Here is a 12,725-nt window from a genome sequence, read left to right on the forward strand (position 1 = left end):
ACTCAGTCTTCCCCCATCGCGGTGAGGAGTTCGAGGGCGGGGCGGTCCATCAGGCGCGCCGTGTCGGTCAGCGCCACCACGGCCACGCCGCGTGCCGGTTCCAGGCCCGCGAACGAGCAGAAGCCGCCGGTGCCACCGTTGTGCCACAGCTGCTCACGACCACCGGGGAGGCGCCGGCCCATCCAGCCGAGATGCGCCCACGCGTACGGGTTGATGTCGTGCCGCACCGAGCGGGTGAACCGGATGGCCTCGTCCTCGGCGGCGAGCTGGGCGCGCAGGAACGTCACCAGGTCGGCGGCGGTCGAGCGCAGCCCGCCGGCCCCGGCCAGGTCGGCCAGATGCCACGGCGGTACGGGCTTGCCACGAGCGTTGTGCCCCTGGATCGGCGTCACGCTGAGACCGGTGGACTTCAGGCCGGGCGGCCGCAGCAGGTCGTCGTACCCGAGGCCGGTCCGCCGGGACAGGGCCAGCCCGAGCAGCCCGGCGCCGAAGTTCGAGTAGCGGAAGCGAGAAGCCTTCAATCGCGTACGCCTGAGGGCCGCCTCGAGGAAGTCGGCATCACAACGGGCGTACGGGTCGGGCTGTCCGGGGTTCAGCAGCGCCGACAGCAGCATGCCCGTCGGCAGGCGGGGCAGCCCGGACGTGTGCGTGGCCAACTCTTGGAGCTGGATCCGGGGCGGCGCGGACGGAAGCAGATCGGCCAGCGGCTCGTCGAGCCCGACGACCCCGTCGAGGGTCAGGCGGCTCAGGGCCAGCGCCGTGAACACCTTGGTGAGCGAGCCGATCTCGTGGACCGCGTCCGCGTCCCCGGCGATCTCCACGGTGTCCCCGGCAATCGCGGCCACGACCACCCGGTCCCGCTTGTGCCCGAGCAGCGACGCCGTCCGTTCCACGCGATGCCTCATGGGGACATGTTCTCAGCGCCCTGTCAGCGGCGACGGCCGAGGATCCGGTCATGACAGCCGCCACCCTTGTGGTCGCCGTGTCGCGGCCCTGGTTCTGGCCCGTGTCGTGGGTGCCCGCCCATCTCGGCACGGTGCTTGCCGAGGGGCAATGGCTCCCCGCCGACCTGCCTCGCGCGCTGGTCGCGTTGCTTGTGCTGGGCCCGCTGGTCTGGGGCGCCGTGCTCGCCCAGAATGACCTCCACGACCTGGCCAGCGACCGCGCCAACCCCCGCAAGTCGACCGCGCCCCTGGTCACCGGCGCCGTCAACGAGGCCACGCTGCGGTCCTGGTACCGCCGCAGCGCCCTGGCCTGCCTGGTCGCCGCCATCCTGGTCGGCCCGCTGTTCGTGCTCGGCGTGGCCGGCATGCTGCTGCTGGGCTGGGCGTACAGCGCTCCCCCGCTGCGCCTGAAGACCCGCCCGGGCTGGGATGTCACCGTGAACGCGCTGGTCGTCGGCGTCGTCTCTCCGGCCGCGGGCTGGTCGATCACCCGCGACCCGTGGCACTTCCCCTGGCAGTTGGGTCTGATCGGCCTGCTCTTCGCGGCCGCCCTCTACGTGTCGACCACAGTCACCGACCTGCCGGCCGACGAGGGCGCGGGAGACCGGACCTTCGCCGTACGCTTCGGAGCCCGTACGACGTACCGCACCGGCCTCACCCTGTGGGCCGGCGCCCTGGCCCTCAGCCTGGCCTGCGCCGCCGCCGACGTGGTAGTCCCCCGCACAACGCTGACCGGCCAGCTCCTGACGATCCCCGTGCTCCTGACCGCGTACGCGATCCTGACCCGCCGCCCCACGATCCCCCGCCTGGCCGTCCTGTCCCTGTTCTTCGCCATCCCGACAGCCGGCTTCGCCCTCGCCACAACTGGGTGACCGAAACACGATCACATAGTCGTTCATCGTGATGGCCGCTTGGTGCCGAACATCGACCAAGTGGAAGTCGCCCCCATCCCGTCGGTCCAATAAGGTTGGTCTCCCCGTGACTGACGAGGAGTTGCGTTGCCCGACGCCTTCACACAGAACTCATTCGAGACGACCCCGCTGTGGCGTAGAACTCTGGGCGAGGTACCAGATGATCCGTGGCATGGGCAACGGGAAAAGCTCCGAGATGCGTACCGGCAGTTTCGAGAGATGATCGTTCCCCTTGCGAACGAGATCGTCCTCTCAATGCCCATGTTCACCAACCATTCGATCGAACACATCGACGCTCTGTGGGACACGGCCTCGATCATCTGCGGAGACGAATTCAAGATCAATCCGGCCGAGGCCTTTGTGCTCGGTGGCGCGTTCCTCATGCATGACCTGGGGATGGGACTTTGCGCGTATCCGGACGGCGCGGAGCAGGTGAGGTCCGATCCCGCCTACGCCGGCCTGCTCGCCTTGGCCGAGGAACGAATCTCGGAGCTAGAGCCCGCGACCGACGCCGAGCCGAGAGCCAAACGGGCCGGGGAGGAGGCCTTGGTCGAAGTACTACGTCGCCGCCACGCCGAACGCGCGCCGGAACTACTGCGGACATCGTTCATGGCGTCGGACGGAAGTCCGTTCTACCTTCTTCCGGACCTTGGCTTCCGACTCGACTACGGAGCCATGATCGGCGAGATCGCGGAGAGCCACTGGTGGGATGTGGCAAATTTGCGCGAGTTCGACGGCCCGAAGGGATCCCGGCCCGATCATCCCCGCGAGTGGACGGTCGACAAACTCAAGATCGCCTGTATTCTGCGGCTCGCGGACGCTGCGCACATCGACAGCAGACGAGCTCCGAGCTTGGTCCGGGCTTTCCGACGCCCTTCCGGCACTGCAGCGGAACATTGGAGCTTCCAAGAACGCCTCATGCGTCCTTACGTTCAGGACGACAGGCTCGTCTACACCTCCACCCGTCGGTTCACGAGCAATGAGGCAGCGGCCTGGTGGCTCGCCTACGACACGATCAAGATGGTCGACACCGAATTGCGACGGGTCGACGCACTCTTCGCGGACCTCGGCCGGCCTCGATTTCCGGTGCGCTCGGTGGCCGGCGCGGACGCACCCGACCGGCTTGCGGACTACCTGCAGACCGACCGCTGGCATCCTGTTGATGCTCGGATTCGGGTCACCGACGTCGGCAAGGTGGTCGGCAATCTTGGGGGTGACAAGCTCTACGGCAATCGGCCTGACATCGCGCTCCGGGAACTGGTCGCGAACGCCAGCGATGCGACTCTGGCCAGGGCATCCCGGGAGGCAACGACACCCGGAACTGTCACCATCGGCCTGTCCCAGGAGCCGGCTGGGTGGTTGCTCACAGTCATTGATCAAGGCATCGGTATGCGCCCCGAAACGCTGGTGTCGTCGCTGACCGACTTCGGAAATTCGAGGTGGCGATCGGCGGACACGCTCACCGAACATCCGGAGCTGGCTGGTTTCGAGCCGATCGGCCGGTTCGGCATCGGATTCTTCGCGGTCTTCATGGTTGCGGACGAGGTCAGCGTGTACAGCCTCGCCCTGGATGAGGCACCGCGGGACACACACGTCCTGGAGTTCACCGACGGGCTTGCCGTCCGTCCGCTGCTACGGACGGCGGAGCCAAACGAGCGGTTACGCAGTGCAGGCACTGTGGTCACCGCTCGCCTTCGAGTGGACCCCCGCTCCGTCAAAGGACTGTTCAGAAACAACAGCCGACGGCTCAGTCACACCGAGCATCTGCACGCACTGGTGCTACCGCTGTGCGCACTGTCCCGCGTGAACATTGATGTCCAAGGGCCGGACGACGCGAGGCCTGTGCGCTTGGTGTCGGCCGACGATTGGGTGGTCATCTCCGAAACCGAACTCTTCGACCGCGTCTACCGGCAACCGGACGACAGTTACAAACGGCGGCTTGCCCTTGATGTGTTCTGCAAGCGTTTCCTGCAGCGCGCCCGCTTGTTACGGGACGAGGACGGCCGCATCGCGGGGCGCGCGATGATGGCATCCAACTGGGAGGCTCTTGAAGGATCCGGCTGGTACATGAATTGCGTTTCACACATATACGTCGGCGGTCTTCGCTCAGGAACGCTACAGCAGTCGGTCGGAGTATTTTCGGGACGCCCACTCACCGCGGACCGCTTGCGGGCTTTTCCCGACATCGACGCGGAGCGATTGACTGCTTGGGCAGAATCACAAGCAGAACTGCTCGACGAGACGGACCCCTTCTCGAGAGAAATTCTTGGCGGAGTGGCGAGAGCGCTGGGCGCCAAGGCCGAGCGGCTCCCCTGCGCGCTGACAGCCACCGGCGAGTTGGACGTTCCGGCCATCCACCAGTGGGTGGCCGGCCGTGACCTCATATTTCTTGTCGGCGAATCATTCCACGTGCATTTTCGCGATAGGAACAAACCGTGGTTCATTTCGTTCGGGCACCAGGAGCTTCTGTTCAGCGAAAACTGCCTGATACTGAGCCTCTATCCAGATTGGCAATTTCCGGAAGAGGTGCTTCCGTCACCGAAGGACGACCGATTTGCCGACATCGAGCTGGCGGAGACCGGGTGGAACTCACGCGCGTGGTGGTACGACTCCGGCAATTTTGGATCTGTCGGCCTGGTCGTACGGGCAATCTCCGAGGAATGGGGGATCGACATCCCCGAGCTGTTGGAGCTCATGGAGCCTCTGCATCTGGAGGACGGCCGCGACGCCCGCTGTGACGTTCCCGTCGTCGGGGGCGGCTCCGAGAAAGTCGAGATGATTCGCCTGCAACGTCCTCAACCGATCAACGGTCTATAAGATGCGCTGCCCGACGACCGGATTCGCGCCAGCTATCGTCAGGGGTTGCAAGAAGCCCGGAGACAGATGGGTGGCCGGTCCCGGCAATGGACCGGCCACCTTTCATCGGGGGCGGAGTTGACGCTTTTACTTCACCGAGCCCAGGGACAGCCCCTGCACCAGCTTGTCCTGGGCGGCGAAACCGGCCACCAGGACGGGCAGGCTGACCACGAAGGCGGCCGCGCAGAGCTGGGCCAGGAACAGGCCCTGGCTGGTGACGAAGCTGGTCAGGAAGACGGGGGCCGTCTCCGCGACCGTGGCCGTGAGCACGCGGGCGAACAGGAGCTCGTTCCAGCTGAAGATGAAGCAGATCAGCGCGGTGGCGGCGATGCCGGGGGTGACGACGGGAGCGATGACCGAGCGCAGGGTCTTGGTCAGGTTGGCCCCGTCCATCTGGGCGGCCTCGAGCATCTCGACGGGCACCTCGGACAGGAACGAGCGCATCATCCACACGGCGATGGGCAGGTTCATCGAGGTGTAGAAGAGGATCAGCAGCCAGATGTTGTCGAGCAGGCCGGTGTTCTGGGCGAACAGGTACAACGGCAGCAGGCCCGCCACGACCGGGAGCATCTTGGTGGACAGGAAGAAGAACAGGACGTCGGTCCACTTCTTGACCGGCTTGATGCTCAGCGCGTAGGCGGCGGGCAGGGACAGCAGCAGCACGATCAGGGTCGAGATGACGCTCGCGGTCAGGGAGTTGAGCAGGGGCGGCCACGGGCTGGCGCCGCCGGAGAAGAACTCGCGGTAGCCCTCCAGGGTCAGCGGGGCGAAGACCGAGGGCGGGTTGGTGGCCGCGTTGGACTCGGAGTGGAACGAGGTCAGGACCATCCAGACGACGGGCAGCACGAACAGGATGCCGACGATCCAGGCGAGCAGGGACAGCCAGACGTTCGCGCCCTCGCGGCGCTTCTTGACCGGGCGGCCGCGTTCGTCGTGGGCGGCCGGAACCGGTGCGGTGTCGGTGATGCTCATCGGCCGGCCTCCTGCTTGAAGAGCGACGAGACCGTACGCAGGGCGAACGTCGCGATGATGATGGTGCCGATCACGACCACCACGGCGGCCGCGGACGCCCGCCCGTAGTCGTGGGCCTGGTAGAAGATCTGGTAGATCGTGTACGGCAGGTTGGCCGTGCCGAGGCCACCGGACGTGATCGTGAAGACCGCGTCGAAGTTCTGCACGATGTAGATCGAGCCGAGCAGCGCGCCCAGTTCGAGGTACTGCCGCAGGTGCGGCAGCGTCATGCTGCGGAAGATCTGCCAGTTGTTGGCGCCGTCGATGCGCGCCGCCTCGATCACGTCGAGCGGGCGGCCCTGCAGGCCGGCCAGCAGGATCAGCATCATGAACGGCGTCCACTGCCAGACCAGCGAGAAGATGACCGCCCACAGCGGCATGTTGCTGATCCAGTCGGGCTGCGGTGGGTTGTCCGAGCCGAACAGGCCCCAGATCCAGGTGAGCGCGCCGTTGAACAGACCGTATTCGGGGTTGTAGAGGGCGTGCTTCCAGATCAGCGCCGCGGCCACCGGCACGACCAGGAACGGCGCGATCATCATCGTGCGCACCGCGCCGCGACCGCGGAACTTGCGGTCGAGCAGCAGAGCGATGCCGAGCCCGAGGACGAGGCTGATCAGCACGACGCCCCCGGTGAGCAGGATCGTCGTCCACACCGCGTCGCGCATGTTGACGTCGGTGAAGACCCGGACGAAGTTGTCGAACCCGGCGAAGCCGCGCTCCTCGGGGTAGTACGCGTTCCAGTCCATGAACGAGATGACCAGGGTGGCCAGGAAGGGCAGCTGGGTCACCACGATCATGAAGATGAGCGCGGGCAGCAGCGGGGCGCGGCGGGCCCAGGCGGATGCCCGCCGGGCGGCTCCCGGCGCCGGTTGGGGAGCGTCAGTCTGCGTCCCGGCCTGTTCGGCGACCGATGTCATGCCTAGCCCTCCTCGCGGGACTGGTAGCGCTCGGCGACGTCCTCGGCCAGGCGCTGGCCGCGTTCCAGGGCTTCGTCGACGCTCATCTGGCCGGCGATCGCCGAGCTCACGTACTGCGACACCTGGGTGCCGAGGTCGGTGAACTCGGGGATGTCGACGAACTGAATGCCGATCGCGGGCCGGGGCTGCACGCCGGGGTTGCGCGGGTCGGCGGCCTCGATCGCGGCCCTGGTGGGCTCGGCGAACGACGACGCGACGCTGAGGTAGTCCTCGTTCTCGTACGTCGAGGCGCGTTTGCCGGCCGGCACGCTGGACCAGCCGACCTGCTCGCCGACCAGTTCCTCGTACTGCTTGCTGGACGCCCACGAGATGAACTTCCAGGCGTTGTCCTTCTTGTCGCTGGCCTGCTGGATGCTCCAGGACCACGCGTACAGCCAGCCCGAGCTGTCGGTCTTCACGACGGGTGCCGGGGCGTACCCGATCTTGCCCTTGACCGGCGAGTCGTCGGCCTCGAGCGAGCCCGCGGCGCTGGTCGCGTCGTACCACATCGCCACGTTGCCCTGGATGAGGTTGTTCAGGCACTCGGTGAAGCCGGCCTGCGGGGCGCCGTTCTGGCCGTGTGAACGCACCAGATCGACGTAGAACTTGGTGGCCTCGGTGAACTCGGGACCGTCCACCTTGGGCGTCCAGTCCTGCTCGAACCAGGTGCCGCCGAAGGTGTTCACGACCGTGGTGAGCGGCGCGAAGATCTGGCCCCAGCCGGGCTGTCCGCGCAGGCAGATGCCGCGCATGCCGGGCTGTTTGTTGTCGACCTGGGCGGCGATGTCGGCGACCTGCTGCCAGGTGGGCTTCTCGGGCATCCGGACGTTGTTCGACTCCAGGACGTCCTTGCGGTACATCAGGAACGACGACTCACCGTAGAACGGCTCGCCGTAGAGCTTGCCGTCGTCGGCGGTCAGCGACTGGGTCATCGGGGCGAGGATGTCGCCCTGGTCGAACTGCTGGTCGGCGGCGACGTAGTCGTCCAGCGGCGCGATCCACTTCGACTTGGCGTAGATGGGGATCTCGAAGTTGCTGAGCGAGGCGACGTCGTACTGCCCGGCCTGACTGGAGAACTCCTGGCTGATCTTGTCGCGGACGTCGTTCTCCGGCAGCACCGTGAAGTTGACGTTGATGCCGGTCTGCCTGGTGAAGTTGTCCGCGGTGAGCCGCTGCAGATCGATCATCTGCGGGTTGTTGACCATCAGGACGTTGATGCTGTTCGGTCCGCCACCCCCCGGCCCGCCGCCCCAGCCGGCGCACCCGGTGAGGGTGAGCACGAGTGCGGTGGCGGCGGCGAGCGCGGCGCGCATGTGCCTGCGTGACATAGGGCCTCCCCAGCGAGGCTTGCTGGTCCAGCGGCACTACCCGATGCTGTGACGCCGGTAACATCCGGAACTCAGTACATGCCTGAGATCGACAGGATGTCAACCATTCGTCACGGTGCGTGGGACATACGGGCATCGATGATCGGGGCGGGCGTCCTAATCGGCGACGACCCGGGCCTCGTTGCCGAGGACCTCGACGACGTCGCCCGGGCGCAACTGGCGTCCGCGACGGGTGTCCACCTCGCCGTTGACCGAAACGTCCCCGGAGGCGATGAGGACCTTGCCCTCGCCGCCTGTGTCGATGAGGTCGGCCAGCTTGAGGAACTGTCCGAGTCTGATCATGTCGCCGTCGATCGGCACGTCACGCATCCCGCCATCATCCGGCAACCGGCCGGAAAGATTTCCGCGGGGCTTTGAACCTTTGCCGCTTGTGATCCGAACTACCCCCCGTGAGGCACTCTCAGCTGGCCCGCCGCGCGGGCATCCCGGTAGCCGCAGCCGTCCTCGGCGCGCTCGTCGCCACCCCGGCCCTGGCCGACGCGACGGTCGTGTCGCCGACGACGGCCTACCAGGGCAGCGGGCAGAACGTGACCCTGCGCGTCACGAACGACGGCGCCGCACCGGTTCGCCGGATCACGCTCAAGTTCCGCGACGACACGCCCCTGGCCGAGGCCTATCCGCTGTCGGTCGAGGACTGGGCGCCGAGCATCAAGATGCGCACGATCACGACGCCGCTGAAGACGCTGCACGGCGACAACGAGACGACCGAGGTCGCCGCGTCGATCACCTGGCTCGCCATGCCCGGCAAGGACCTGGCTCCCGGCAAGAGCGCCGATCTCACGGTGGCTGTCGGCCCGCTGCCGCAGCTGAGCACGGTCCAGCTGGATGTTGCCACCACCTACGCCGATGGCAAGCCCGGCCCGGCGATGCCCCCGGCCGCGTTGCAGCTGACCCCGGACCCCACCGGCGGTCTGGCGGCAGCGGCCCACTCGCACGGCGGCGCCACCGGCGGGTCGGCCGCCAACGGCGAGGAGCAGCTGTTCAAGCAGGCCATCGAGGAGGCCGACCGCGGCTCCTCGATCTGGTCGTATGCGGGCTGGGTCGTCGCCGCCCTGGCGCTCGCCGGCGGCCTGGTGATGATGCTGCGCAACCGGCACCGCGCCGAGGAGCCCGAGCCGGCCGACGACGACGAGACCGCCGACGACCCCGCAGCCGAGGAGAAGGAGCCCGTGACCGCGGGCAGCGGCAACAGCAAGTGGGCCTACAAGGGCTGACAAGACTCCCGCGATGGTGGACGCGGGACACCGTCGTGATGGCGCGCGTGGGGCGCGGCGCACGACGTGCGGGTGGGGCCATTGGGCATGGCGCGTGACCCGCGGACGAGGGGCGGAGGATTCATTTCTTCCGCCCCTCGAGTATGTCCACCGCCTTCCGCCCGAACCGGACTGAAGCCTGGGCTCATACAGACGCCGTCTGCCTACACCGACACCGTCCGGGGTGTGCGCAGCGCGTCGACGATCTCGCGCTCAACCCGTTCAGCTTGATCGTGCGGCACCTGGCAGGTGCCGGCCGCGATGTGGCCGCCCCCGCCGTAGCGCAGCATCACCTCGCCCACATCCACCGGCGAGGTGCGGTCGAGGATCGACTTTCCGCAGGCGAACACGGTGTTCAGCTTCTGCCGCCCCCAGATCACGTGGACCGAGACCCGCGCCTCGGGGAACATCGCGTACACCATGAAGCGGTTCCCGGCGTGGATCACCTCCTCCTCGCGCAGGTCGACCACGACGACGTCGCCGTCGACGTGACTGACCCGCTTCAGCTGCTCGACGAAGAGATCGTGCTGCGTCCGGTACAGCTCCGCCCGCTCGGCCACGTCGGGCAGGGAGAGGATCTCGCGGACGTCGTTGTGCTGGATGCAGGCATCGATGAGCTGCATCATCAGCTGGTAGTTGGAGATCCGGAAATCGCGGAAACGCCCCAGCCCGGTACGGCTGTCCATCAGGAAGTTCAGCAGCGTCCAGCCCTGCGGGTCGAGGATGTCGTCGAGGGTGTAGTCGGCCGAGTCGGCCTGGTCGACCGCGTACATGAGGCCGTTGGAGACCTCGGGGAAGCGCTCCCGGCCCCCGTAGTACTCGTAGATCACCCGGGCCGCGGAGGGCGCGTCGGCGTCGATGACGTGGTTGCCGAGATCGCCGGAGTTGCGCAGCGTCTCGGAGTGGTGGTGGTCGAAGACCATGTACGCCCCCGGCGCGTACGGCAGGTTCGTGAGGATGTCGTTCTCGGTCACCTCGACCTCCCCGTCCTGCACGTCCTTGGGGTGGACGAATTTGATGTCACCGATCATGTCGAGGTGGCGCAGCAGCACGGCGCAGACCAAGCCGTCGAAGTCGCTACGAGTCACGAGCCGATACTTCACGGGTCCCCCTAGGGTGCGCACAGCGATACACCCCAGTTTGCCACTTTTGCCGGTGTATCCCGGGTCGCATCCGGGGATGGAAGTGAACCTTTCCGGCTCGGCCCTGCGTAGAGTTTTGCCGGACGGTCCCAACGGTCGGAGGACACGTAATAACCATGGACAACGCCCCTCAGCTCATCCAGGAGCGCAGCGCCCCACCCGCCACGCTGGTGATCTTCGGCGCCTCGGGCGACCTGACCCGGCGCAAGCTCCTCCCGGCCGTGGAGAGCCTCGCCCGGCACAATCGCCTGCCCAGCCAGTTCGCCCTGGTCGGCGTGGCCCGCACCCCGATGGGCGACGAGCAGTTCGCGGGCAGCGCGCTCGGCGGCCGCAGCCTGCTCGACAAACCGCAGCTTCAGGGCGGAATCCGGTACGTCTCGGGCGGCTACGACGACCCGGACACGTACAAGCGGCTGGCCGAGACCCTCGACGGGCTCGACGCCGAGCGGGGCACCGCCGGCAACCGCCTGTTCTACCTGTCCACCCCGGCCGAGGCGTTCGAGCCGGTGATCAACGGGCTGGCCGGCGCCGGCCTCAACCACCCGCGCGAGGGCTCCTTCTCGCGGCTGGTCATCGAGAAGCCGTACGGCCGCGACCTGCCCAGCGCCCGCGAGCTCGACGCCGTCGTGCACGGCTCGTTCGACGAGCCCCAGGTGTTCCGGATCGACCACTACCTGGGCAAAGACACCGTGCAGAACGTGCTGGCGCTGCGCTTCGCCAACTCGATCTTCCAGCCGATCTGGGACCGTTCCTGGGTCGACCACGTGCAGATCACGGTGGCCGAGACTCTCGGCGTCGGCACCCGCGGCGGCTTCTACGAGCACGCGGGCGCCATGCGCGACATCGTGCAGAACCACGTGCTGCAGGTCCTCGCCCTCGCGCTCATGGAGCCGCCGGCGTCGTTCGAGGCCGAGGGTCTGCGCAACGAGAAGGTGAAGCTGCTGCAGGCGATCCGGCTGCCCACCAACCGCGACATCGCCGACCTGGCCGTCCGCGGGCAGTACACGCGCGGCGGCACCCGGGACGACCTGATGGCCGGCTACCGCGAAGAGGTCGGCGTCGACCCGCTGTCGCGGACCGAGACGTACGCGGCCATGCGGCTCAACGTCGACAACTGGCGCTGGGCCGGTGTGCCGTTCTATGTGCGTACGGGAAAGCGCCTGCCGGCCCGGGTGACCGAGGTGGCCCTGCAGTTCCAGCGGCCGCCGCACCTGCCGATCCCACAGGACCAGCTGACCGGGCTCGAGGCCGACGCGCTGATCCTGCGCATCCAGCCCAACGAGGGCATCTCGCTGCGCTTCGGGGCCAAGGTGCCGGGCCACTCGTTCCGGGTGCGCACGGCGTCGATGGACTTCTCGTACGAGCACACGTTCGCCGAGGAATCCCCCGAGGCGTACGAGCGGTTGCTGCTCGACGCGCTGCTCGGCGACCCGACGCTGTTCATCCGCAGCGACGAGGTCGAGCACTCGTGGCGGATCGTCGACCCGATCATCGAGCACTGGGCGCAGGACAACTCGCCCATCCCGACCTACGAGGCCGCCTCCTGGGGCCCCGCCGACGCCGACCGCCTGATCGGCCGCAGCGGCCGCGCCTGGAAGAACAGCATCTAGGCGTCAAGAGCAACTACGTCGAACTTCGCCCGTCGATGTCGAGGGCGCCGAAAACGGCCAGGCGTAGCCGAGGCCGTTTTCGGTGTCCTCGGCATCGACCTCTCAGGGCGAAGTTCTCGGCGAGCGGAGCGACGCCAAAGCACGCTCAGCGTGGTCGTTCATGTTCATCTCGGCGTGGATCACGTCCAGGACGCGGCGGTCGGTGTCGATCACGAAGGTCATCCGCTTCGAGGTGAGCGGGCCCAGCGGCAGCTTACGCTTGACGCCGAACGCGGTTGCGACCGTGTAGTCCGGGTCGCTGAGCAGCGGATAGTCGAACCGGTGCTTCTCCGCGAACTGCTTCTGCTTCTCGACCGGATCGCGACTGATGCCGACCCGCTGCGCGCCCGCCGCGCGGAACTCGGCCGCCAGGTCGCGGAAGTTGCAGGCCTCGGCCGTGCAGCCGCTGCTCATGGCAGCCGGATAGAAGAACAGCACGACCGGGCCGTCGGCGAGCAGCACGCTCAGCCGGCGGGGTGTGCCGTCCTGGTCGGGAAGCTCGAAATCGTCGACGACGTCACCCGGCTTGATGCTCATCGGGAAAACCTACCGCCCGGTAGCGGATTCGGCCATCGGGGCCCGGCTCGCCTAGGCTGGGGGCCACCGACCCCGTCC

At 67.5% G+C, this 12,725-nt stretch carries 11 protein-coding genes; 4 read left to right on the forward strand and 7 right to left on the reverse strand.

The window, feature by feature from the left end; translation table 11 throughout:
- Positions 1-2: 2 nt before the first annotated feature.
- Complete coding sequence (locus tag LXN57_RS09340) at positions 3-905, reverse strand: serine hydrolase domain-containing protein (RefSeq protein WP_251797614.1); 903 nt, start codon at positions 903-905, stop codon at positions 3-5.
- A 50-nt stretch (positions 906-955) separates the two neighbouring features.
- Between LXN57_RS09340 and LXN57_RS09345 the strand changes: the two genes are divergently transcribed.
- Together LXN57_RS09345 and LXN57_RS09350 are read left to right on the forward strand one after the other, a co-directional pair.
- Complete coding sequence (locus LXN57_RS09345; protein ID WP_251797615.1) at positions 956-1,816, forward strand: UbiA prenyltransferase family protein; 861 nt, start codon at positions 956-958, stop codon at positions 1,814-1,816.
- Between the two features lie 258 nt (positions 1,817-2,074).
- Positions 2,075-4,672, forward strand: a complete 2,598-nt coding sequence (locus LXN57_RS09350) for an HD domain-containing protein (RefSeq protein ID WP_251797616.1) — start codon at positions 2,075-2,077, stop codon at positions 4,670-4,672.
- A 126-nt stretch (positions 4,673-4,798) separates the two neighbouring features.
- Here the strand turns inward: LXN57_RS09350 and LXN57_RS09355 are convergent, their stop codons facing one another.
- From LXN57_RS09355 to LXN57_RS09370, 4 genes are all read right to left on the reverse strand, one after another.
- Entirely contained in the window at positions 4,799-5,683 is an 885-nt protein-coding gene (locus LXN57_RS09355; RefSeq protein ID WP_251797617.1) for a carbohydrate ABC transporter permease, read from the reverse strand.
- Positions 5,680-6,639 carry a carbohydrate ABC transporter permease gene (locus LXN57_RS09360; RefSeq protein WP_251797618.1) on the reverse strand — a complete coding sequence of 320 codons (960 nt, stop codon included), beginning with the start codon at positions 6,637-6,639 and terminating at the stop codon, positions 5,680-5,682. The genes LXN57_RS09355 and LXN57_RS09360 overlap by 4 nt, the downstream gene beginning before the upstream one ends.
- Positions 6,640-6,641: 2 nt before the next feature.
- Positions 6,642-8,006: an ABC transporter substrate-binding protein gene (locus tag LXN57_RS09365; protein ID WP_251797619.1), complete on the reverse strand. Its 1,365-nt coding sequence runs from the start codon at positions 8,004-8,006 to the stop codon at positions 6,642-6,644.
- Positions 8,007-8,162: 156 nt separating this feature from the next.
- Positions 8,163-8,375, reverse strand: a complete 213-nt coding sequence (locus LXN57_RS09370; RefSeq protein WP_251797620.1) for an RNA-binding S4 domain-containing protein — start codon at positions 8,373-8,375, stop codon at positions 8,163-8,165.
- Between the two features lie 80 nt (positions 8,376-8,455).
- On the opposite strand from LXN57_RS09370, the gene LXN57_RS09375 reads away from it, so the two are divergent.
- On the forward strand, positions 8,456-9,280 hold the full coding sequence (locus tag LXN57_RS09375; RefSeq protein ID WP_251797621.1) for a DUF1775 domain-containing protein: 825 nt from the start codon (positions 8,456-8,458) through the stop codon (positions 9,278-9,280).
- 203 nt (positions 9,281-9,483) lie between these two features.
- Here the strand turns inward: LXN57_RS09375 and LXN57_RS09380 are convergent, their stop codons facing one another.
- Positions 9,484-10,407, reverse strand: a complete 924-nt coding sequence (locus LXN57_RS09380; protein WP_251797622.1) for an exopolyphosphatase — start codon at positions 10,405-10,407, stop codon at positions 9,484-9,486.
- 170 nt (positions 10,408-10,577) lie between these two features.
- On the opposite strand from LXN57_RS09380, the gene zwf reads away from it, so the two are divergent.
- Positions 10,578-12,071: a glucose-6-phosphate dehydrogenase gene (gene zwf, locus LXN57_RS09385; RefSeq protein WP_251797623.1), complete on the forward strand. Its 1,494-nt coding sequence runs from the start codon at positions 10,578-10,580 to the stop codon at positions 12,069-12,071.
- Positions 12,072-12,173: 102 nt separating this feature from the next.
- Here the strand turns inward: zwf and LXN57_RS09390 are convergent, their stop codons facing one another.
- Positions 12,174-12,647 (reverse strand): peroxiredoxin, encoded by a 474-nt coding sequence (locus LXN57_RS09390; RefSeq protein WP_285904607.1) that lies wholly within the window; start codon positions 12,645-12,647, stop codon positions 12,174-12,176.
- Positions 12,648-12,725 lie beyond the last annotated feature (78 nt).

The organism is Paractinoplanes hotanensis, from assembly GCF_023717965.1.
GTDB classification, from domain to species: Bacteria; Actinomycetota; Actinomycetes; order Mycobacteriales; family Micromonosporaceae; genus Actinoplanes; species Actinoplanes polyasparticus.

Bases quoted from the DNA above. Each gene is read 5' to 3' on its own strand.
- LXN57_RS09340 (WP_251797614.1), bottom strand. From the start codon at position 905: ATGAGGCATCGCGTGGAACGGACGGCGTCGCTGCTCGGGCACAAGCGG.
- LXN57_RS09345 (WP_251797615.1), top strand. From the start codon at position 956: ATGACAGCCGCCACCCTTGTGGTCGCCGTGTCGCGGCCCTGGTTCTGG.
- LXN57_RS09350 (WP_251797616.1), top strand. From the start codon at position 2,075: ATGATCGTTCCCCTTGCGAACGAGATCGTCCTCTCAATGCCCATGTTC.
- LXN57_RS09355 (WP_251797617.1), bottom strand. From the start codon at position 5,683: ATGAGCATCACCGACACCGCACCGGTTCCGGCCGCCCACGACGAACGC.
- LXN57_RS09360 (WP_251797618.1), bottom strand. From the start codon at position 6,639: ATGACATCGGTCGCCGAACAGGCCGGGACGCAGACTGACGCTCCCCAA.
- LXN57_RS09365 (WP_251797619.1), bottom strand. From the start codon at position 8,006: ATGTCACGCAGGCACATGCGCGCCGCGCTCGCCGCCGCCACCGCACTC.
- LXN57_RS09370 (WP_251797620.1), bottom strand. From the start codon at position 8,375: ATGCGTGACGTGCCGATCGACGGCGACATGATCAGACTCGGACAGTTC.
- zwf (WP_251797623.1), top strand. From the start codon at position 10,578: ATGGACAACGCCCCTCAGCTCATCCAGGAGCGCAGCGCCCCACCCGCC.
- LXN57_RS09390 (WP_285904607.1), bottom strand. From the start codon at position 12,647: ATGAGCATCAAGCCGGGTGACGTCGTCGACGATTTCGAGCTTCCCGAC.